The following is a 20,778-nucleotide window of genomic DNA, read 5'->3' as shown; positions in this document are numbered from 1 at the left end:
GTTATTATGATCGGTCATCGCTCAAATCTGAATTCCATCCCAATCAAATCCACCTCATTCATATAGTTTCCGCACATAACAATTCTCCTGTTGGGTCGGCTATCTCAACATAAAAATCATATATTTACGCGTAATTGCCCCGCAATCCGCAAATTGCAGGTCGTAAAAGTCAGCTTTTCCGATGGATTCTAACCCATTATCATCACAAATACATAACCCATCGCAACATATATTTTATATGTTTCTGCGTCGGTTATTATATAAATATATGTTTACGGAAATCGTCCGGGTCGCAAGCAGACTCCCCTCTTTGGCTCTATCGCAAAATCCGTATTCTCCTTATGGTTGCGTAAATACTGCTTCTTGAGCTGCCTGTTTCGAAGCTTTGCCCTGGCATAAACAGATCGCGCCAGTCTTTTTCGCATCAGGGCAGTATCTGCCCGAGCAGCAAGGACGTAATCCTCGTAGAGACCCATAGAACATACCTTTCCTATCACGCGACGCAGTTGCAACCGTGTTATGAGCTTCATCTCTTTTTTCCATCTGCCTTGCAGCTCGATGGGCATTTCAACGGGGCACTGAAAATTGCCGCGTAGGGGAAGAAAAGACACTTATCAGTGCCCCGCATCAGCGGTTTATGCCTGTCAAAGTCTGACAATCGGCAATGCATTTTGGAGAAATAGAACGGCCCACCACACACCAAATTCTATCTCTCCTCCGGTCATTGCCAGAGGCCAATCCCTGCCAGACCCCGAAATATGAGAGTGACGTCCTCTCTCACACTTGGCGCTGGTTCTGCTTCAAAACCGGAATGTCTACCGGTTCATCGCGGAACAGTTGTAGTATAGAGCAGGCAAACGGGGCGGGGATGAATGGGGAACTAAAAATCCGGCTCAAGCATAATGCAGAAAAAGAAAATTGAGGGTAACTTGTTGAGAAAAATTATACTTTAACCCCAGAAATACTCTGTCGGGAATAAAATTTAAACAATTCACCGGAGGTTGCCATTAACAGAACACAGTTCTGCTTCCTTAAGCGCACTTCGAATGATGGCTCAGCAGAAAGTGCTCACCATCGTTCAAAAGCCTTAAAAGCGGGGCTTTTCAGGATGGCAAGAGGGACACAATTGTCAAACCTTTAGCACTACAAAGTCGAATTAGGCCCTCAAGAAATACGCGTGTAGAAATTTCTCCGGGCTAAGGAATCCGAAATCAAACAAACGAAAATAAACTACGAAACTGGCCTGTTTGAAAATTCCAAAGAAAAAGCGATTGGCCTATTTAATTAGGTGTCTGAAATTATTAGATAAAATTATGATTTATTTTTTGGTAACCAAAGCTTGGCACACTTAACAAAGAAGAGCCTGCGGAATCGCGGCTCTGCCATTTGCAGCGAAGACCGAACTTTCGCCACACCAAACTGACAATGGATTTCGTATGACGGTCAATGTCCTCAATAGCACAACGTTAGGCGATCCGGTGAAAGAGCTTCAGTTTGTATATAAAAACTGGCGCGGGGAAACCTCCGTTAGAACAGCCTTGCCGATCAAAATTTGGTATGGCAAAACGGATTGGCATCCGGACGAACAATGGTTTATGAAGGCAATCGACGTTGCGAAAGGCGAAGAACGAGACTTCGCCCTGATCGACATAAAATTTGCTAACAGCGATGATTAGAGAAACGCCGACAGGCCGAGAATAAGTGTGCCTACTTTGATTGCATGGTCGGCCATACCGCTCACAGCCTTCAGCCCATTCTCTGCCTTCTCGAGAACACCAACAACGGTGCTTAGTGTCTCTTTATCTGTCTGCCCCTTAGCATGGCCAACCGCTTGTCGAACCTCACCCTTTATCTCATCTGAGAGCGGCACAGAATCGATTTCCGTTACAATCCCATCAAGAAGCTTCCAAGCCTCCTGAATTTGACCTTGAGTCAACGCTGCTTGCATTTGGCCATGGTTCACAGCCTGTCCAGACTGGGAAATAGCCCCCTGCATAGTACCGTTATTGATGAAGCTATTATTGTTAGTCACACTACCTCCTATAAGGCCGAAAAACCCGGCCTCTTGCTCAATCGACTTGCGTTTGAAATCACTGTAAATTTTCGTCCCAGCCGCAGAAGCCTCCATGCGAAACCTTTTCTTGAGATCACCCGCAGCAAATTCATAATGTTCGTGTGCGATCCTTTCGTAGGTAGGGACTTTCTCCGCTTGCGCAATAATGTGGTCCAAGACATACGCGCCTATATCGTGATCATCCTCCTCATGGAACCAGTCCACGGTTACACCCTCCAACCCGTCATAGAAGCTATCTCGCAATCCAATCGCTAGACCCAATCGGGCCTCGTTATCGCTATCCTTACTACCCTGAACAATTATCTCATGACGTTGGGACGAGAGGACATTCTCCTCCGCAAACAGCCGATAAACATAGGAACGAATGTTCGGCTCATGCCCATCAAGATCTCTGAGGTCAATTCCGATATTTGCTGCGCCTAAATAGGGGTTTTCCGCAGCCGCCCATACCGAGTATTGCGAAACGATCGGCTCATGGTGTGTACCTAGTACCCTTACTATCTCAGCATTCGAATGCCGTGGATCAAATATATTCTCTGGTGATCGGTCCAGGCCAACGAGAACCAATGCCAACTTCAGTGGGACAGGTTCCGCAGTTTCAATATTGACCTTGAGATGCGACAGATCCAGTTGCTTAGGATCAGTGGTCTGTAATGCAGATAACGCGATCATTTCAGCCGTGCATGCTCCATGATGCGAAATAATCCGTTGGGCCGCGCTACCGTCAAATTTAAACAAAGTCGCTATGGCTGCTGCCAACACCTGCGGCTCATCAGGATAATCAGAAATCGCTCTAAGAACAGCGTTACGGCTGACCTCCTTGCGCCCCACATATGTCAATGCGGATAACGCCCATCGCCTAATCTTTTCGTCAGAAGCAGCCGAACTAAGAACGCCAAGAATTGCGATCTCCATACTGATGCGATCGTCCTGCTGGAGCGCAACACCCGCCCTACACATTTTGCAAAGCTTCTGAAGAGCCTGTTTGCTCTTTATGATAGATCCGCTCTCAATCTCGGATTTTAGGTAGCCTGCTTGGAAAGAATTTAGCATTCTCCTGCGGCGATCAGCCATGCATTTCGGCTCTCGGGAAGTAATACGACAGGATGGTTTGCGATGGCGGATCGAAATCATCCCAATTGTTTGGGGGCGAGCTCATGTCCAACCAACAAAGATCGTTCAGGGATAGTCGTGACGCTGTCGGCTCAAACCAATCAGGAGCACGAACCTCCACAAACGCAAGCAAGCTGTTGTTCATTTCCGCTTCAGGTTGCCATGCGAAAAAGCGAATAAAATGGTCGAAGGTCGCCCCCGCTGAAAATGCTTCTGGCAACGGAATATCTAGGTCAACTGCAGCCGCAAACAAAGCGCTATCCAGAACGCCAAGACTTTGCGTGTCAAACAAAGTGTGGTTTTCCTCCGAAACCAAGGTTGAAAACGCTATTGACCTCTTGTGGACAAAATGATCACGGTCATCCCTATATCTCCCTGCTCGATAAGAGAGCATCTTCCCTGGACGAGTCAAAGCCGACACAGCCCAAAGCAGCACATCGTCATCGTCTTTCTTTTTGGGATCGATGTATCGGTAGCACCCGGAATTAGCTATCTTTTCGACCAGATCAGCTTCGGCGAACTGACCGGATTGGAGCAGCCTTGCAGCGTACCTATAACTTACAGAGAGCGCTGGTCCGAGAAACAGATCGCGTGTGCGCCTTCGCGCGACTATTGGCTGTCGATACTCAGCAGGGATTGATGTGTCCGTCAAGAACTCCCGCAGGAAGAATTGCCCCGGCTTTGTTCGAAAGAAAATACTGTGCTCGCGACGCTGGAGAATGTCTTCGCTCAATCGCGCTTGAAGTGTCTTATGCTGGGTTTTTCCATACAAGTGATAGGGCGCGATTTCGATGGAATACGCTTGTTTTAGAATGGCGCGCGCGGACAAAGGGCGACGAGCCAATCGCAAGACCTCTTCTGCAATTTGCAGATAGGAACTCACCACCCGCCCTCACGTCTATTGGTTGAATATTTTTTATTTTAACCATTCTAAGACGACTCGATTGGAAGTCAACCTAATAGATAAACCATCAACGGGATTCCGAAATATTAAATAATGATTATTGAGGCTAGTGCAGCCACTAGCAACGATAAAGGACAACCGGCTCGCATCGATAAGGCAAAAGACCGCACCCCGCTTTTCATCAAACCAGTAGCCTTGATCAGTGACTGGCTGGGATGGCGCGTCGACATGTCGATGACGGCAAGGCTTACCCGGATTGGCACCACTGAAACCCTCCCCGCCGGAGGTTTTCTTTTTTACTGGAGTGCAGTTGGGCATCATCAGCGAAACAAGATGGAAAATACTGGGAACAGAGTTTGAGATCTCAACGCAAGCCAGAACTCACCATTCGATCGCTGAGCCATCATAGGCAAAAAATTGACCTGTCTGGCTCTCGTCTAGCCCGTCGATCGTTTCCAATAGGCGCACAGCCGATTGATCCGGGGTGAACCGGTCTCTGCCCTTCGAAAACGGCTGGGACATGTCCGTATCGACTGTTCCGGGATGCAGCGCGACGATGATGGCTTGGTCGTTGGTGCGGGCAATTTCTATCGCCGCGGTTCGAATGATCTGATTTTGAGCGGCCTTCGCGGCGCGATAGGAAATCCACCCGCCCAGCCGGTTATCGCCAATCGAGCCAACACGCGCCGACAGGGATGCAAAGACGCTTCGCCTCTCCCGTTGCAAAAGCGGCGTGAAATATTTCAGAAGCAGTGCAGGCCCTATGGCATTGACTGCAAATTGTTTCGCCATGTGACCGGCGTCGATTGCGCGTATCGACTTTTCCGGACCGGCACCATCGACCACCAAAGCACCCGTTGCGTTGAAGATCAGATCGAATGAACCGCGCTGGTCCTCCAGACGGGCAGCGGCTTCACGGACCGCCGTCTCGTCGGTGATGTCGAGACCGTCGCGGCTGCGAGACAGAGGCAGGGCGAGCGCACATCGGGGATCGGCCTTGAGGCGCGCAAGCAGTGCTGCGCCAATACCGCCGGACGCACCGATAACGATGGCTCTATAGCCGCTTTCAAGCGAGGCTGTCATGAATGCGCTCCGTCAGCGGTTATCTCTGGGCCGGAAACTCAAGCTTTTTGACATCGTAGCCCAGCTCACGCACTTTCATCATCATCCTGTTGAGCTTCGCCTTGGAGGGGATGCTGCGAGCATAAACCCAGACATCTTCTGTGGATGGGTTGGCGCTGATGAACCAGGACTTGTCAGGAGATTTATAGAGCACCCAGTAATTGAACGTGATCAAAAGCGGGTAACGGACCCTCATCTTCGCCTTGGTAGACGCGAAGTCCTCGATCTTTCCAACACCGTTGATGGTCTTCAACTTGCCCTGCGGCGTGCCTTCGCGGCAACCGTCTTCTACCAGCACTTCATCGGCCGACTTACCCTGCCGGTAGGTGGAATAGCCGGCGACGCATCCGTCCGTCAGAAGCATAGGCATGCGGCCTATTTCCAGCCATGTGCCACGATAGTGATCGGCATCAACAGCAACGGGCTTGGGGGCAGCCGCGGCGAGCGAGCCCGCGAATAAAAACAGCGAGAATGTCAGCGCACCCATGATGCGCTTGCGATGTTTCTGCATAAACTCCTCCTGTCGATCAAACGGGTTCAGGTTTCAGTTCGCCGCGCCATGCCGGCATATCGAAGCGCGATAAAGGCCATGAGGCTTGCGGCGGAGAACGCATTCAGATTGAGAAGCGTTGCAAGATCATCTGCCGACCAGGATTGCAGCGCCGCGCCCAGAAATGTGCGCGAGCAGAAGAAGGCGATAAAGACAAGAATTGCCGTCGCATATTGCCAGAGTTTCTCGTCCACACGGAACGAGATGGCCGCCAGCATGATGCAGGCAGCAAAGAAGAATTCCGTGCCGGACGCGTGGCCGAATATCGCCGTTTCAAACAGGGTATCGAGCGTTCCCACAAGAGGAAGCGCCAGGCGCGCGGCCAGATGGGATTTCTTTGCCAGAAACGGGATAACAAGGAAAAACGGCACCGATAGCAGGGTAACGAGCGATGCCACAGCAGCACCGGCATCGACCAGATACCACACATAAAGCGGATAAAACGGCTTATTGAGGATGATGACCCAGGCAACGGTCAGCGTCGCCTTCGTCAGGTCATCGGTTACGGCCAAGCCCGTCCGCTTATCGTCCCTTCCAAGCTCCATCAGACCGTTTTCTCCGTTAGCGCCAAGCAGGCCGCTGGCCTAGATACGAAGCAGAGATTGGTTTGGTTTCACTCGCGAGGTGAAAGTGCCATGACGATTCCGTAAATTGACGCGCAAACCGGATGTAGCACTCGTCCATCCCTCATTCTCGTTTTCTGGCCAAGTGACGGGCGACGGATACGGTCGTGGTCTGCACCGATCCTCCAACCCTCTCCGCCGTGGAACAGATTGACCTCCCTCAGTAAGCAGGCCGATTACCATTCAGGAATTTGTCGAGTTCAGCAGTGCGGGATCTGGAAAGCCGAGCTTCTCCAGCAAACTGCGGCCAGCGGTCTACGGCCGCTCGAACCTGGCCGATAACTTCGCGGGCATCCTGATCTGAAATCGAGGCTCCTCTGGAAACCGCCAGAAGGTGAGACATGCCGGGGTTTCTGCCTTCCCCGGCTATAGCCGTGCTGTGCTCTCCGCCTGGTCCGGACGAAAAAGTAAGATCGTATGCGGGTGCCAGAGACCAACGACCATTCCCGTCCATAAGGAATGCGTGGTTCTTCGCATGGTCGTCGCGGTTTCTGGCATAGACATTGAACACCATGTTTCGGAACATCTTGAGGACTTCCGCAGCGTCGCGGGTCATCATATGCGTAAGCTTGTGCAGTTGCTCATAATTCAGGGTGGCCCCCCGATGACTGGCGTTCAGCAGGCCGCTTGCCGTGTGCATGTGGAGCCTGCCGGCGGGTGTCCTGTCAAAACGTTTCGTCGCAAAAAGTCGTTCATCGCTGCATGGCTAAACCACCGAGTTTCCAAGCGATGCCTGGAAGCCTTCACATCACTTCAAGGTGTGCGGTTTCCATTCCCTACGCGACAAGCGGCGCGGCAGACTTCGAATGCGCGTGGGAAGCGTTCAGTCGGCGAGCCACGATATCGTGGTTGAGCCACAGGACAGGACCGGAGGGTTCGGACGCTTCGCCGAAAATCAACTGTCCGGTTGCCTTCACCACAAGGCCGCTCAGGAGGTCGCTGATCATCACCTTTCTGTCGCGATGCATCTGGGTGATCTCATTGGAGGTGCCGATGGTCAAATCAGCCTGTGCCTGGCTGTTTGCCATGGGCCAGGCCGAAAAATCATAGAACGGACGCATGACCTCGCTGGCCTGCATGGCGGCGATCTTGCCGAAGACGTCTCCCATGGTTAAGCCATCGGCCAGCAACTGCTCGCAGGCCTGCCACTGTTCGTCTGCCCATTGGCCGCCGTTTTCTTTCTTCAATGCAAGCAGCAGCGGAATAAGGGGCAGCTCGATACCCGTGAACACATCGGACGAATTGGTGCGGATTTCGGGGCAATTATAGACAGTTGCCTTGATGCCTCTCGCCCAGGCTTCCTCTGCAATGCCTTCGAGCCGCATCTTGGCATAACCCTGCGTGTAGTTGGTGTAGGTCTGCCAACGGTAGCTTCCATCAATGAGGACGGCTGATCCGTGGTAACCATAGGCCGTGTATCGCACCTGTCCGCCCGAAGCTTCGACGCGCTCGCGGATCGCCGCGCTGAAATCAATGAGATGGCGGAAGGTGTTTGCGGAGACCTCGTCAAAATTCTGCAGGATGAGTTTTCCCAGATCACTGTCGAGCAGGGTCTGCGACGACATGTGGCGGGTTCCTGTTCCCTTGTAGATGCGATTGGCGACGACCAGGAATACCTTCGCCTTCGGGATGCCCCCGGCCATTGTGTGGGCGAAGAAAACATTGCGGCCAGCGGCGATCATGCCATCGAGAACGGCCATGATTTTTGAAAGCGATTCCTTAAAACGCGCAGTGGCGATATCGCGGCATTGTCCGAGATAATCCCAGTCTAGCTTGTCGTGTTCCCAGCTCTCAAGCGTCATATTTGCCAGGAGATCGGTGGGCGTGGGGCCGCCTTCGGGCGCATCCAGATCGAAACCCGCCATGAGAGGGATGTTGATGATCCTGCCGCCCAGCTGGGCCTCCGCCGAAGACAGTTCCTCGGCGTTGAGCGGCCGCAGCACGTTGTTCTCATCGCGCCGCCCGACCGTGATCCCGACAATCTCCATTCCAGCCCGTCTGGCTTCATCGAGCAGGCCGGTGGCATATCCGCGGCCGAACAGTTCGCCGAAAAGGACGAAAACATCGCCCTTACGGAAGACCGTGTTCTCGGAAAGATGATTCAGTGCAAACGGGTTTTCCATGCTGTCAGCTCTTTGATTCGTGTGTCGTAGAACAATGGCTCATACGAACTTCACAAACACATGACCGCACACGCACAGAATGGAAACTCATTTTCGGTGACCGATTATTTCAAAACGTGAAGTTGGCCGCTTTTGTGCCTGCAATTCAGGGGAATGCAGGGGTGGCGGACGATCAGCGTGCCGACAGCGAAGCGGGCTCGCTTCGCAAGCGGCGACACGGGGAATAAACGCTTCGCAGGGAAAACTGATCTCGCCACGGATGGAATGGCACATGCCCTGCTACGATCTGATACATAAAGGCAGGTTTCTGGAAACATGCCGGATACCTGCGGCGCAGATCATTGCCTGATCTTTTTCGGATCAGGCAGGATTTTCATGGAAAAGCAGGTTTTCTTCGCCGTTGCCCTTTCGGTTGCGGCAGCAGGCTTTGGCAGCGTTTATTCAAGCCGGGCGGAAACGCCGCCGGAAAACGCTTCCCCCATCTACGGCGTTACACTCCCCGAAGGATACCGTGACTGGACGTTCATCGCACCCGCACAGGAAGCGCCGCCGCTGGACGAGCTTCGCGTTGTTCTGGCAAACGATATCGCCGTCAAGGCCTACAGGACCAAGACCCTGCCCTTTCCCGACGGCTCGATACTGGTGAAGCTTGCCTATAAGCGGCAGCAGTCAACGGAGTTTCCGCCGGCCACTGTGCCGGGAGCGGCAACCACCGTGCAGGTGATGGTGAAGGACTCCAAAAAATATACCGGCAGCCACGGCTGGGGCTTCGGGCGGTTTGTTGACGGCAAGCCGGTGGATGCCGCGCAGCATGAGACCTGCCTCGCCTGCCACGAGGGCAACGTCAAGGACCACGATTTCGTCTTCACGCGATATGCGCCGTAACCCGTGACGGGGCTGTTCGGGTTCGCTTTCGCAGCCGTGCGCCGGAGGCGGCTTTTACACTCGATTACAAATTCACCGAAGCCCCGACACATCAGGGATACGTGAGGCCCGGAAATTGACGCCATCGCCGGGTGGCCTCCGCCGCCCGAAGCCGGAACTCCTGCCTGAAAGGAAAAGATGATGACGTTTCTGGTCATTGCCTATCTCGGAGGGGCGCTGACAATTCTCAGCCCCTGTATCCTGCCTATTCTCCCCTTCGTTTTCGCGCGGGCGGGGCAACCGTTCCTGCGCAGCACGCTGCCCCTGCTTGCGGGAATGGCGGCAACCTTCTGCGCCGTTGCGACACTGGCCGCCGTGGGCGGCAGCTGGGCAATCAGCGCCAATGAATATGGCCGGTCCGGGGCGCTTGCGCTGCTTGCGGTCTTCGGTGTCGCGCTCGTCTCGCCCCATGCTGCCAGCATCATCACCCGCCCGGTCGTCGAACTGGGCAACCGGCTCGCCAATGCTGCCGGCAAGCCCGGGTCAATGCCGGCGGTCGCGGGCTCCCTGACGCTCGGCATCGCCACCGGCCTGTTATGGGCACCCTGCGCCGGGCCGATCCTCGGGCTTGTACTGACGGGCGCGGCCCTGAAGGGGGCCAATCTGGAAACCAGCCTGCTGCTCGCCGCCTATGCCGCCGGCGCAGTCACCTCGCTTGCCGTCGCCATACTGGTCGGAGGCAGGGTGTTTGCGGCCATGAAACGATCACTGGGTTTCAGCGAGCGGATCCGGCAGGTGCTCGGCGCGGCGGTGCTTGCCGGCGTCGCGGTCATCGCCCTCGGGCTGGATACGGGTTTCCTGGCGCAGATTTCCTATGCGAGCACGGCATCCTTCGAACAGCAGGTGCTCGATCGGCTCCACACCACCAAAGCGCCTGAGGTGGCGACGGCGGCGGCCGATGGCGCTGCCCCGGCCCGGTCGAGTTTGCCGATTGAGGGCAAGGCGCCATCGCTTGATGGTGCCGTCGAGTGGCTCAACTCCCAGCCGCTCACACGCGAACAATTGCATGGCAAGGTGGTCCTCGTCGACTTCTGGACCTATTCATGCATCAACTGCATCCGCACTATTCCCTATGTGCGTGCCTGGGCGGAGAAATATCGGGATCAGGGCCTCGTCGTCATCGGCGTTCACGCCCCCGAATTCGCCTTCGAAAAGAAGATCGACAATGTCAGGCAGGCCGTCGCCGGCTTCAGGATCGACTACCCGGTGGCAATTGACAATGATTACAGGATCTGGCGCGCCTTCGATAACAGCTATTGGCCGGCGCATTACCTTATCGATGCCAAGGGCCAGATCCGCTACCACCATTTCGGCGAGGGCGATTACCGGCAGACCGAAGAAGCGATCCAGGACCTGCTGCGCGAAGCCGGCAGCAGCGCCTCCGCCACCGAACCGGTGAACCCGCAGGCGACAGGAGCCGAAGCCGGTGCGGATATCGGGCACATACGCTCGGGCGAAACCTATATAGGCTACCGGCAGGCTCGAAACTTCGCTTCGAACGAGGCGATGCGTACAGACATGCCGCGCGACTATTCCGTCACCACGCCGGCCCTCAACGAATGGGGGCTCTCTGGCAGTTGGACCGTTGGCGCGGAGGCGGCGGCACTTGATGCGGCTGATGGCGGCATTACCTATCGATTCAACGCCCGTGACCTGCATCTGGTCCTTGGGCCGGACGCCGCCGGAAAACCGGTTCGTTTCCAGGTCACCATCGACGGGCATCCGCCGGGTGCGGACCATGGCACCGACACGGATGCCGAGGGCAATGGCACGGTCACCTCAACCCGCCTTTACCAGCTCGTCCGCCAGTCCGGCACCGTCGAAGCGCGAACCTTCGCCATCCGTTTCCTCGACCCCGGCGTACAGGCCTACGCCTTCACGTTCGGCTGACCCGGATTTTCCGTTCCTTCCCATCAAAACCAAAGGAGAAACATGATGCACCATCGTCTAGCGCCAAAATTCGCGCTTGCCGTCGCAACCGCACTGATCGCTTTTGCCGCGCAGGCGGCAGAGGTGAAGAATATCGTCATAGTCCATGGCGCGCTGGCCGATGGTTCGGCCTGGCGCAGGGCGACAGACATCCTTCAAAGTCGCGGTTTCAACGTCACGATCGTGCAGGAGCCCATCACCGCTCTTGCCGATGACGTGGCGGCCACCAATCGTGTCCTCGATCTCCAACAGGGCCCCAGTTTGCTGGTTGGGCACAGCTACAGCGGGATGGTGATCTCCGAAGCGGGGAACCGGCCGGATGTCGCAGGGCTCGTCTATGTCGCCGCCTTCCAGCCCGAAAAAGGAGAGAGCCTTCTCGATCTCGCCGGCTCGAAACCGCCCGCCGGCACAGGCATCAAGCCGACGAAGGATGGCGCGTTCCTCTATCTCGATCCGGCCGTCTTTGCACAAGATTTCGCCGGCGACCTGCCGCATGAGGACGCCGCCTTCATGGCAAGAAGTCAAGTCTTCGCCGCCAAGGCCGCCTTTGCCGCTAAGGCCGGCGAACCGGCCTGGAAAACCAAGAAAAGCTGGTCGATTGTCGCAACGCAGGACCGGTCGATCAACCCCGATCTGGAACGTGACATGGCCAAGCGCGCCGGCAGTGTGGTGACCGAGATTGCGGCAAGCCACGCGGTCTTCGCCTCCCAGCCCGAAAAAGTCGCTGACGTCATCGAACAGGCCGCCCGGCAATCCGCGAAATAATCGGCGCCTGCATCGAACTTCAGCACAGCCGCTCCGGACACCGGGGCGGCTGATTGCTTCCGGAGGGCGAACCGAATGTATCAGTCTGTATCCGGAATGCGCCCTGCTACAAAACCATTCACATTCGTCCGCCTTGGGACACATCGAGGATACACACACGGCGTTACCTGCCCACATCCAACATGGACAGGAGAGACAGCAATGAATTCCGAGATCAATTTCCAGCGTCGGCGCTTCTTCGGCATTGCCGCAATGACGGTTGCCGCCGTCGAATTCGGGGCAGCAGGCCTTGCTCATGCCAAGGGCGAAGCGCTTTCGCCTCAGCCATCAACCGGTCGCGACGGAGCCACCTCCTTTGGTGCCCTGAAGCAGGTTGAAGCAGGTGTACTCAGTGTCGGTTATGCAGAAGCCGGCCCTGCAGACGGCCCGGTCGTGCTGCTGCTGCATGGATGGCCCTACGATATCTACAGCTATGTCGATGTCGCACCCGTTCTTGCATCGGCAGGATATCGGGTACTCATCCCCTATCTGCGCGGTTATGGCACGACCCGTTTTCTCTCGAACGACACGGCACGCAACGGACAGCAGGCGGCGCTTGCGGTCGACATGATCGCTTTCCTCGACGCACTCGGCGTCAAGCAGGCGGTCGTTGCCGGTTATGACTGGGGCGCTCGCACCGCCGACATCATGGCGGCGCTCTGGCCCGAGCGTTGCACCGGGCTGGTATCGGTCAGCGGCTATCTTATCGGCAGCCAGGAGATCAACAGGAAGCCGCTTCCGCCCAAGGCGGAACTCTCCTGGTGGTACCAGTTCTATTTCGCGACGGAACGCGGTCGTGCAGGCTATGCCGCCAACACCCACGACTTCGTGCGCCTGATCTGGCAGACGGCATCTCCAACCTGGAAATTCAGCGACGAGACCTTTAATCGTTCTGCACCCGCATTCGACAATCCCGACCATGTGGCCATAACCATCCATAACTACCGCTGGCGGCTTGCCCTGGCAGACGGGGAAGCCAAATACGATGACTACGAGCACCAGCTTGCGAAACTGCCCGTCATCACCGTGCCGACAATAACGCTGGAAGGCGATGCCAACGGCGCGCCGCATCCGGACCCTTCCGCCTACGCATCGAAGTTTTCCGGCAAATATCAGCATCGCAATATCAGCGGCGGCATCGGCCACAACCTGCCGCAGGAAGCCCCCGAGGCTTTTGCCAGGGCTGTTCTGGACGTCGCAAAGCTTTAAACTTGCCGACGCCCGCGAACCGTTGTCTTACTGCACATGACAACAGGGGACGCGGTAGCGGGCCACTCGAACCGTCCGGACGACGAAGGCATCCAATGGAACATATCGACCATATCCTCGTCGTGGATGACGACAGGGAAATCAGGGAACTGGTCTCCAGCTACCTGAAGAAGAACGGCCTGCGTACCAGCGTGGCAGCCGATGGACGGCAGATGAGAAGTTTTCTTGACGGTAATACCGTCGATCTCATCGTGCTCGACGTGATGATGCCGGGCGATGACGGGCTGGTTCTATGCCGGGAGTTGCGGGCGGGGAAACATAAAGCCACGCCGGTGCTGATGCTGACCGCCCGCGATGACGAGATGGATCGCATTATCGGGCTCGAAATGGGCGCCGACGACTATCTCTCGAAGCCCTTCGCTGCCCGCGAGCTTCTTGCCCGGATCAAGGCCATCCTGCGCCGCACGCGGATGCTGCCTCCCAATCTGCAGATCAGCGAGGCCGGGCAGCTCCTGACCTTTGGTGACTGGCGCCTCGACACCGTGGGCCGCCACCTGCTCGACAGGGAGGGCACGACCGTTGCCTTGAGCGGGGCTGAGTATCGGCTTCTCAGGGTTTTCATCGATCATCCCCAGCGCGTCCTCAACCGTGACCAGCTGTTAAATCTGACCCAGGGACGCGATGCCGAGCTTTTCGACCGGTCGATCGACCTTCTCGTGAGCCGCGTGCGCCAGCGGCTGGGGGATGACGCGCGTGAACCCGTCTACATCAAGACGGTGCGGGCGGAAGGATATGTCTTTGCGGTGCCCGTGGAAATCTCGGAGCCGAGGGTATGAACGGCCCGCGCCTGTTCACCGCCTGGTGGCCGCGTTCATTGCGCTCCAGACTTTTCATCATCCTTTTTACCGGCCTTGCCATCGCCTACGGCCTGTCGTTCAGCATCCTCTTTGCCGAGCGATACATGTCGGCAAAGGCGGTCATGCTCGGCACTCTGGAGCAGGATCTGGCGGTATCGATCGCCATCATCGACCGCCTGCCTGCGAATGAGCGGGCGCAGTGGGTGCATCGCCTGAGCAGCAGCAGTTATCAACTCGTCCTCGGACCCGGGCTTCCCGGTGTCTCGGACATGTCCGGCCACGATGCCGAAATTGCGCAGAGGATCGAAGAGGCGGCGGGACACCGTTTTCCCGTGAGGGTCGAGTCCATTCCCGGTGACGGCAAGCGGCTTCAGGCGCATTTGACGCTATCGGACGGGTCACCGTTGACAATCGACGTGACGCCGCGCGGCGTGATGCCCCTGGCGGACTGGCTGCCTTATGTCTTCGCCGCCCAGATGGCGCTTCTGTTGCTCTGCACGTGGTTTGCAGTGCGACAGACGACCAGACCGCTCAGCACGCTTGCCGCGGCAGCGGAAGCGTTGGAACCGGGGGAAAAGGGGTTGCCGATGAGTGAGAGCGGACCAAGCGAGGTTGCCCACGCCGCCCGCGCGTTCAACGCCATGCGCGATCGCGTCGCGCAATATCTCGAGGAGCGCGTCCAAATTCTCGCGGCGATCTCGCACGACCTGCAGACGCCCATCACCCGGATGCGGTTGCGGGCCGATATGGCTGACGATACGCCGGAAAAGGAAAAGCTGGTCAGCGACCTGCGTGAAATCGAACGTCTGGTGCAGGATGGCATCGCTTACGCACGCAGCGCTCACGGCAACGGCGAAAAATCATCCCGTATCGATCTGGCCTCTTTTATCGACAGCATCGCCTACGACTACCAGGATACCGGAAAAGCCGTCTCGGTTGCCGGCATGGTGCGCGGCACAGCGTCGACAAAGCCACATGCATTGCGAAGAATCCTGACGAACTTCATAGATAACGCCCTCAAATTCGGCGGCAGTGCCGAAATTAAAGTGGACCGGCGTGACGAAGGTACGGTGGTTATCACAGTGCTTGATCGTGGGCCCGGCATTCCCGACGAAATGCTGCAAAATGCCATGCAGCCTTTCTTCCGGATTGAAACATCGAGAAACCGCGACACGGGCGGAACGGGTCTCGGACTGGCGATCGCGCAGCAGCTCGCCGGAACGATCGGCGGCTCGGTTCGCCTCTATAACAGGCAGGGCGGCGGGCTTGCGGCCGAAGTGGCCTTTTCCTGACAGGAATGCGGGCCGACGATCACCCGTGACGAAACGCCGATACGTTTCGATACAGTTTCGCAGTTTCCGGAAACATGCCGGATACGCTGATCCATCAAAAAGCTCCTATCACGAAACGCCGCAGCAGCGGCAAATGAAAGGAGCCTCCCATGACCAGAATCGAGACTGTTCTTTATACCGGCAAGACCCGTACGACCGGCGGACGTGACGGATCGGCACAAAGCGATGACGGCGCGCTCGGCATCAAGCTCTCGCCTCCGGGCAGCGGAAAGCCGGGCACAAATCCCGAACAGCTTTTTGCGGCCGGCTGGTCGGCATGTTTCATCGGCGCCATGACAAAGGCGGCGGCGAAACACCAGCTCCGGCTCCCAGCCGACACCGCCGTCGACGCGGAAGTTGACCTCGGCACGACGGGCGGCGAGTTCTTTCTGCAGGCGCGCCTGTCGATCAGCCTGCCCGGCATTGATCGCCCCGTCGCGCAGGCGATCATCGAGGACGCCCATCAGATCTGCCCTTATTCGAAGGCAACGAGAGGGAACATCGATGTTACGCTCAAGCTCGCTTAAGCCTGTTGTTTCCGCCCGTGCGTTTATCATAGCCATCGTGTTTGCGGCGATATTCGCAGCACCGTGCATCTATGATGCAACATCTGACGAGCCCTCGCCGCTTTCGGGACTTCTGGGCGCGGTTTCAACGATGTGACCACAAGAAAACGGCTCGGCATCCACCGCAGCCGTTTTCGCGTTTCCACTTCTTCCTGCCATCCCCCGATCAATTCAGGCAAGCCTCGCACGAGAGATTGGCCGCCATCAACCTTGGCCGACGGCGACCTTTTGCGGTGATCAGCTTTTCACAAAGGCGAGCAAATCCGGATTGATGACATCAGCATGGGTCGTCAGCATGCCATGCGGATACCCCTTATATACCTTCAGCGTGCCATTCTTCAGAAGTTTGACAGACAATTCGGCGGAATCTGCGATCGGCACGACCTGGTCGTCATCGCCGTGGAGAACGAGCGTCGGCACCGTGATCGCCTTCAGGTCTTCCGTCTGATCGGTTTCCGAAAAGGCCTTGACGCCGTCATAATGGGCCTTGGCGCTACCCATCATGCCCTGACGCCACCAGTTCTGGATGACACCGGGATAGACTTTGGCACCGGGCCGATTGAAACCATAGAAGGGACCGGTCGGGACGTCGAGGAAGAACTCGGCGCGGTTTTCGGCAACGCCCATGCGGAAGCTGTCGAAGATTTCGATCGGCAGGCCGCCGGGATTGGAAGGCGTCTTCAACATCAGCGGGGGAACTGCGGAGACAAGAACAGCCTTGGCAACGCGGCCCTGCGGCTCACCGAATTTGGCGACGTAACGGGCAACCTCACCGCCACCGGTCGAGTGGCCGATGTGAACCGCATTCCTGAGATCGAGATGTTCGGCGACGGCGGATGCATCGGCGGCATAGTGATCCATATCGTGGCCGTCGCTCACCTGCTGGGAACGGCCGTGGCCACGACGGTCGTGGGCCACAACGCGGTAACCGTTCTGGGCAAAGAACAGCATCTGCGCATCCCAGTCGTCGGAGGACAAGGGCCAGCCGTGATGGAAGACGATCGGCTGGGCATCCTTCGGACCCCAGTCCTTGAAATAGATATCGACGCCGTCCTTGGTCTTTACGAATGATTCGGTCATTGGAAATGCTCCTTCGTTGCGGGATGGGATGGATTTTGAAAATGCGATCGACGGCATGGCCATCGCGGTGGAAAGCGCGGCACCGGCCAGCAGAACCTGCCGTCTGGAAATTGCCAGCTCGATAGGATTGTCGGTCATTTGGGTTTCCTGCCTGGTTTCACCGCGCGCGGCGGGTGGTTTCGAACAGGAACCAGGTGCGGCGCTCGGTCTCGTCGATCCAGTTTTCGATCAGGCTGGTGGTGGCGTGGTCGTTGAGGTCGGAGGTGAGGTTGTGCGTTTGCCGCAGGATGGCGGTAAGCTGCTTGTTGTCCTCGCGCAGCTCGGCGAGCATATCCTCGGGCGTGACGAAGTCTGCGTCATTATCAAGGAGGCGCTGAAGGCGGCCAATTTGACCGATGGAGCGAATGGTCGTGCCGCCAATCTTGCGCGCCCTTTCGGCAATGTCGTCGGTCATCGCAAATATCTGGGCGCCCTGTTCGTCCAGCAGGGTGTGATAATCACGGAAATGCGGACCGGAAACATGCCAGTGGAAATTCTTGGTCTTGATGTAGAGCGTGAAGACATCCGCCAGAAGCGCGGCGAGAGCAGCGGCGATGTCGCGGGTCGCTTCAGCGCCGAGGTCGGTCGGCGTTGCGAGTGGAAGCTTGCGGTTTCTGGCAATTGTGGTCGTGTCCATGATCGTTCTCCTTCTGCAATCGACCGCCCGTTGTTGAGCGGTCCTGTTGCGGCTGTCTGACCGGCACCGAAGATAGAAAGAAGGATGGCTCTGGAGAAATCGGCTGCTGGTACAGTCCACCCGATACCTAAGTGTAGTTTCGGCAGGTTCGGACCCGGGATAGTTTCGGCCTGTCGCCCCGCCCTTGGGCGATTGGCTCGCAGAAGCCATGAACTCCGGTGTCCCCTCCCCGGAGCCGCGGATCTCCCCTCCCGATCCGCCAAGGCCGCCCCCGCCGCAGGAGGCGGCCTTTTTCGTTCCGACCTCGAACAAGCAGGCAACCTATGCCTGAGTATGATGTTTACTCTTCCGCAGTTGCGTTAGCGTCAGCGGGCACGACAATCGTCAATCTGCAAATCGAAGGAATTCCGACATGGCAGAAAAACGGCCGGAAGGTATTGAAAAATACGATCATCCAGCTGGCGGCTGGGACGCGTTGAAAGCTGTTGCGAAAACGCTCGCGCATCAGCAGATCGTCGCAGAGGGCACCATGACGCTGCTCAAGGCAAATCAGCCCGAGGGTTTCGACTGTCCCGGCTGCGCCTGGCCCGACCCCAAACACACCTCGTCCTTCGAGTTCTGCGAAAACGGCGCGAAGGCCATCACCTGGGAATCGACGGCGAAACGATCCGGACCCGAGTTTTTCGCACAACATACGGTTTCCGAATTGTGGCAATGGACGGATCACAAGCTCGAGGATGCCGGCCGGCTGACCCTTCCCCTGCGTTACAATACCGAGAGTGATCACTACGAGCCGATAGCCTGGGACGAGGCATTCACCCTGATCGCGCAGGAACTCAACAAGCTCGATGATCCCGACAGGGCGGAATTCTATACCTCCGGCCGGGCGTCCAACGAGGCCGCGTTTCTCTACCAGCTTTTCGTGCGCGCCTACGGGACGAACAATTTTCCTGACTGTTCCAACATGTGCCATGAGGCCACCAGCGTTGGCCTTCCGAAATCCATCGGCGTTGGCAAAGGCACGGTGACGCTGGAGGATTTCGATCATGCCGATGCGATCTTCAGCTTCGGCCACAATCCCGGCACCAACCATCCCCGCATGATGACGACGCTGCATAATGCCGCAAAACGCGGCGTACCGATCGTCGTGTTCAATCCGCTGAAGGAACGGGCGCTGGAACGCTTCGCCGCCCCACAGGACCCGATCGAAATGGCGACGCTCTCCTCGACGCCGATCGCCTCCGCCTACCATCAGCTGCGCACCGGCGGCGATCTCGCAGCACTCAAGGGCATCATGAAGGCGGTGTTCGAACTGGATGCGGAGAGCCTGAGGAACGGCGGCGACGGGGTGCTTGACCGGGCCTTCATCGAGGAACATACCGCCGGCCTCGACACGCTGCGCGCCGATATCGACGCCACCTCCTGGGATACGATCTGCTCCGTCAGCGGGCTGACGAAAGAGGCGATTGACAGCGTCGCCCGGATTTATGTGAAAGCCTCGAACGTTATCATCTGTTACGGCATGGGCATTACACAGCACGCCAAGGGCACCGGCAACGTGCAGCAGATCGCAAACCTGTTGCTGCTGCGCGGCAATATGGGCCGTCCGGGCGCCGGGATCGCGCCCATTCGCGGCCACTCCAATGTTCAGGGGGATCGCACCGTCGGCATCACCGAGATCCCGAACAAGGCGCTGCTTGACGGCATGGAGCGCGCTTTCGGCTTTCGCCCCCCTGCGGAGAAGGGTCACAATGCCATAGAGGCCGTGCAGGCAATCATCGCCGGAAAATCCCGGGCGCTCATCTGTCTTGGCGGAAACCTCGCTGTCGCCATGTCGGACACGGGCGCGACCTTTAAGGGCATGCGCAAACTCGATCTCGCCGTCCACATCGCGACGAAGCTCAACCGCTCCCACCTTCTGACCGCCAGAACATCGCTGATCCTGCCCTGTCTCGGCCGAACCGATCTGGATAGCCAGGCGTCTGGTCCGCAGGCGGTCACAGTCGAGGATTCCATGTCGATGGTGCATGCGTCCCGCGGTTTCCTCAAACCGCCGGGTGAACTGGTGAGGTCAGAGCCAGCCATCATCGCCGGCATCGCCAGGGCGACGATCGGAAATCGTCACGGAATTGACTGGGACTGGCTGATTGCCGATTACGACCGCATTCGCGACAAGATCGAGACGGTCTTCCCCGACTTTACGGATTTCAACAGCCGGGTCCGGGTGAAAGGCGGTTTCCGCCTTGATGTCGCGGCCTCATTCCGCCGCTGGAATACGCAGAGCGGCAAGGCCAACTTCCTCCTCGCCACCGGGCTTGAGGAAGATCCGCGCATCTCCAATCCCGACGCCCTTGTGCTGACCACCATCCGCAGCCACGATCAGTACAATACGACGATCTATGGCATGGATGACCGGTATCGCGGCGTCTTTGGCAGAAGGGACGTTATCTTCATGAACCGGCACGACCTTGCCGAACGTGGCCTGAAGGATGGCGACAGCATCGACATTCACGGCATCGGCAAAGACAGCGAGGGACGCCACCTCGTGCATGGTTTCACCGCCGTCGAATATAATATCCCGAAGGGTTCGGCCGCGGGTTATTATCCCGAGATGAATGCGGTGGTGGCGCTCGGCCATTACGACCGTCTTTCTGGAACACCCTCCTACAAGGGCGTACCGATCACCGTAAGCGCTGCAACGGTCTGACCAGCGAAGTGCACGCGCGCACCGCAGACATCGGTGCGCGCCTGTGGACGAAAGGTATTACATGCAGATTTTTGCATGTAGCGCCCGACCCATTTCCCGCTATCCTGATGCTTGGACGACGGAGACAACCAAGACCTATGTATAGGTCAGGTTGTGCTGAAAAAACCGTATTGTCGGCAAAAATCG

Annotated in this window: 18 protein-coding genes and 1 pseudogene; 10 read left to right on the top strand and 9 right to left on the bottom strand. The window is 57.1% G+C overall.

The features are described from left to right. Nucleotides 1-1,436 precede the first annotated feature (1,436 nt). On the top strand, nucleotides 1,437-1,676 hold the full coding sequence (locus tag PL640_RS20050) for a hypothetical protein (protein ID WP_271363216.1): 240 nt from the start codon (nucleotides 1,437-1,439) through the stop codon (nucleotides 1,674-1,676). On the opposite strand, the gene PL640_RS20045 is transcribed toward PL640_RS20050, so the two are convergent. Together PL640_RS20045 and PL640_RS20040 are read right to left on the bottom strand one after the other, a co-directional pair. Further along, on the bottom strand, nucleotides 1,673-3,148 hold the full coding sequence (locus PL640_RS20045; protein WP_271363215.1) for a hypothetical protein: 1,476 nt from the start codon (nucleotides 3,146-3,148) through the stop codon (nucleotides 1,673-1,675). The two genes, PL640_RS20050 and PL640_RS20045, sit on opposite strands and share 4 nt — an antisense overlap. Beyond that, a complete protein-coding gene (locus tag PL640_RS20040) occupies nucleotides 3,141-4,070 on the bottom strand; it encodes a winged helix-turn-helix domain-containing protein (protein WP_271363214.1) in 930 nt (309 codons plus the stop codon). The genes PL640_RS20045 and PL640_RS20040 overlap by 8 nt, the downstream gene beginning before the upstream one ends. A 114-nt stretch (nucleotides 4,071-4,184) precedes the next feature. Between PL640_RS20040 and PL640_RS20035 the strand changes: the two genes are divergently transcribed. Continuing rightward, on the top strand, nucleotides 4,185-4,451 hold the full coding sequence (locus PL640_RS20035; protein WP_271363213.1) for a hypothetical protein: 267 nt from the start codon (nucleotides 4,185-4,187) through the stop codon (nucleotides 4,449-4,451). 21 nt (nucleotides 4,452-4,472) lie between these two features. Here PL640_RS20035 and PL640_RS20030 read toward each other — a convergent pair whose 3' ends face one another. The 5 genes and pseudogenes from PL640_RS20030 to PL640_RS20010 all read right to left on the bottom strand — a co-directional run bounded on the left by PL640_RS20030 (nucleotide 4,473) and on the right by PL640_RS20010 (nucleotide 8,509). After that, nucleotides 4,473-5,174, bottom strand: a complete 702-nt coding sequence (locus tag PL640_RS20030) for an SDR family NAD(P)-dependent oxidoreductase (RefSeq protein ID WP_271363212.1) — start codon at nucleotides 5,172-5,174, stop codon at nucleotides 4,473-4,475. Nucleotides 5,175-5,193: 19 nt separating this feature from the next. Then, complete coding sequence (locus PL640_RS20025; protein ID WP_271363211.1) at nucleotides 5,194-5,724, bottom strand: lipocalin family protein; 531 nt, start codon at nucleotides 5,722-5,724, stop codon at nucleotides 5,194-5,196. 26 nt (nucleotides 5,725-5,750) lie between these two features. Continuing rightward, nucleotides 5,751-6,275 carry a hypothetical protein gene (locus PL640_RS20020; RefSeq protein WP_405049198.1) on the bottom strand — a complete coding sequence of 175 codons (525 nt, stop codon included), beginning with the start codon at nucleotides 6,273-6,275 and terminating at the stop codon, nucleotides 5,751-5,753. A gap of 271 nt (nucleotides 6,276-6,546) precedes the next feature. After that, a pseudogene (locus PL640_RS20015) lies at nucleotides 6,547-7,071 on the bottom strand (type II toxin-antitoxin system HipA family toxin); the annotation flags it as partial. Between the two features lie 91 nt (nucleotides 7,072-7,162). Next, nucleotides 7,163-8,509, bottom strand: coding sequence for an enoyl ACP reductase FabMG family protein (locus PL640_RS20010; RefSeq protein ID WP_271363209.1), 1,347 nt, complete (start codon nucleotides 8,507-8,509; stop codon nucleotides 7,163-7,165). A 375-nt stretch (nucleotides 8,510-8,884) separates the two neighbouring features. Between PL640_RS20010 and PL640_RS20005 the strand changes: the two genes are divergently transcribed. The 7 genes from PL640_RS20005 to PL640_RS19975 all read left to right on the top strand — a co-directional run bounded on the left by PL640_RS20005 (nucleotide 8,885) and on the right by PL640_RS19975 (nucleotide 16,090). Next, nucleotides 8,885-9,394, top strand: a complete 510-nt coding sequence (locus PL640_RS20005; RefSeq protein ID WP_271363208.1) for a cytochrome P460 family protein — start codon at nucleotides 8,885-8,887, stop codon at nucleotides 9,392-9,394. Nucleotides 9,395-9,574: 180 nt separating this feature from the next. Then, nucleotides 9,575-11,323, top strand: coding sequence for a cytochrome c biogenesis protein DipZ (locus tag PL640_RS20000; protein WP_271363207.1), 1,749 nt, complete (start codon nucleotides 9,575-9,577; stop codon nucleotides 11,321-11,323). 45 nt (nucleotides 11,324-11,368) lie between these two features. After that, nucleotides 11,369-12,127 (top strand): alpha/beta hydrolase, encoded by a 759-nt coding sequence (locus PL640_RS19995; protein WP_271363206.1) that lies wholly within the window; start codon nucleotides 11,369-11,371, stop codon nucleotides 12,125-12,127. Between the two features lie 201 nt (nucleotides 12,128-12,328). Beyond that, nucleotides 12,329-13,375, top strand: coding sequence for an alpha/beta fold hydrolase (locus PL640_RS19990; RefSeq protein ID WP_271363205.1), 1,047 nt, complete (start codon nucleotides 12,329-12,331; stop codon nucleotides 13,373-13,375). 95 nt (nucleotides 13,376-13,470) lie between these two features. Further along, complete coding sequence (locus tag PL640_RS19985; protein WP_142842063.1) at nucleotides 13,471-14,211, top strand: response regulator; 741 nt, start codon at nucleotides 13,471-13,473, stop codon at nucleotides 14,209-14,211. Next, on the top strand, nucleotides 14,208-15,524 hold the full coding sequence (locus tag PL640_RS19980; protein ID WP_271363204.1) for an ATP-binding protein: 1,317 nt from the start codon (nucleotides 14,208-14,210) through the stop codon (nucleotides 15,522-15,524). Before PL640_RS19985 ends, PL640_RS19980 begins: the two co-directional genes overlap by 4 nt. Nucleotides 15,525-15,673: 149 nt before the next feature. Next, nucleotides 15,674-16,090, top strand: coding sequence for an organic hydroperoxide resistance protein (locus PL640_RS19975; RefSeq protein WP_271363203.1), 417 nt, complete (start codon nucleotides 15,674-15,676; stop codon nucleotides 16,088-16,090). A gap of 276 nt (nucleotides 16,091-16,366) precedes the next feature. Here PL640_RS19975 and PL640_RS19970 read toward each other — a convergent pair whose 3' ends face one another. After that, nucleotides 16,367-17,347 (bottom strand): alpha/beta fold hydrolase, encoded by a 981-nt coding sequence (locus tag PL640_RS19970; protein ID WP_271363202.1) that lies wholly within the window; start codon nucleotides 17,345-17,347, stop codon nucleotides 16,367-16,369. Between the two features lie 19 nt (nucleotides 17,348-17,366). Continuing rightward, nucleotides 17,367-17,885, bottom strand: coding sequence for a Dps family protein (locus tag PL640_RS19965; protein WP_271363201.1), 519 nt, complete (start codon nucleotides 17,883-17,885; stop codon nucleotides 17,367-17,369). A gap of 412 nt (nucleotides 17,886-18,297) precedes the next feature. Between PL640_RS19965 and PL640_RS19960 the strand changes: the two genes are divergently transcribed. Further along, a complete protein-coding gene (locus PL640_RS19960; protein WP_271363200.1) occupies nucleotides 18,298-20,592 on the top strand; it encodes an FdhF/YdeP family oxidoreductase in 2,295 nt (764 codons plus the stop codon). Nucleotides 20,593-20,778: the final 186 nt, after the last annotated feature.

The sequence above is a fragment of the Agrobacterium sp. ST15.16.024 genome (assembly GCF_027956545.1).
Classification (GTDB): Bacteria; Pseudomonadota; Alphaproteobacteria; order Rhizobiales; family Rhizobiaceae; genus Agrobacterium; species Agrobacterium cucumeris.
This window is presented reverse-complemented; position numbering and strand designations above follow the sequence as displayed.

Bases quoted from the DNA above. Each gene is read 5' to 3' on its own strand.
- PL640_RS20050 (WP_271363216.1), top strand. From the start codon at position 1,437: ATGACGGTCAATGTCCTCAATAGCACAACGTTAGGCGATCCGGTGAAA.
- PL640_RS20045 (WP_271363215.1), bottom strand. From the start codon at position 3,148: ATGGCTGATCGCCGCAGGAGAATGCTAAATTCTTTCCAAGCAGGCTAC.
- PL640_RS20035 (WP_271363213.1), top strand. From the start codon at position 4,185: ATGATTATTGAGGCTAGTGCAGCCACTAGCAACGATAAAGGACAACCG.
- PL640_RS20030 (WP_271363212.1), bottom strand. From the start codon at position 5,174: ATGACAGCCTCGCTTGAAAGCGGCTATAGAGCCATCGTTATCGGTGCG.
- PL640_RS20025 (WP_271363211.1), bottom strand. From the start codon at position 5,724: ATGCAGAAACATCGCAAGCGCATCATGGGTGCGCTGACATTCTCGCTG.
- PL640_RS20010 (WP_271363209.1), bottom strand. From the start codon at position 8,509: ATGGAAAACCCGTTTGCACTGAATCATCTTTCCGAGAACACGGTCTTC.
- PL640_RS20005 (WP_271363208.1), top strand. From the start codon at position 8,885: ATGGAAAAGCAGGTTTTCTTCGCCGTTGCCCTTTCGGTTGCGGCAGCA.
- PL640_RS20000 (WP_271363207.1), top strand. From the start codon at position 9,575: ATGACGTTTCTGGTCATTGCCTATCTCGGAGGGGCGCTGACAATTCTC.
- PL640_RS19995 (WP_271363206.1), top strand. From the start codon at position 11,369: ATGCACCATCGTCTAGCGCCAAAATTCGCGCTTGCCGTCGCAACCGCA.
- PL640_RS19990 (WP_271363205.1), top strand. From the start codon at position 12,329: ATGAATTCCGAGATCAATTTCCAGCGTCGGCGCTTCTTCGGCATTGCC.
- PL640_RS19985 (WP_142842063.1), top strand. From the start codon at position 13,471: ATGGAACATATCGACCATATCCTCGTCGTGGATGACGACAGGGAAATC.
- PL640_RS19980 (WP_271363204.1), top strand. From the start codon at position 14,208: ATGAACGGCCCGCGCCTGTTCACCGCCTGGTGGCCGCGTTCATTGCGC.
- PL640_RS19975 (WP_271363203.1), top strand. From the start codon at position 15,674: ATGACCAGAATCGAGACTGTTCTTTATACCGGCAAGACCCGTACGACC.
- PL640_RS19970 (WP_271363202.1), bottom strand. From the start codon at position 17,347: ATGACCGACAATCCTATCGAGCTGGCAATTTCCAGACGGCAGGTTCTG.
- PL640_RS19965 (WP_271363201.1), bottom strand. From the start codon at position 17,885: ATGGACACGACCACAATTGCCAGAAACCGCAAGCTTCCACTCGCAACG.
- PL640_RS19960 (WP_271363200.1), top strand. From the start codon at position 18,298: ATGGCAGAAAAACGGCCGGAAGGTATTGAAAAATACGATCATCCAGCT.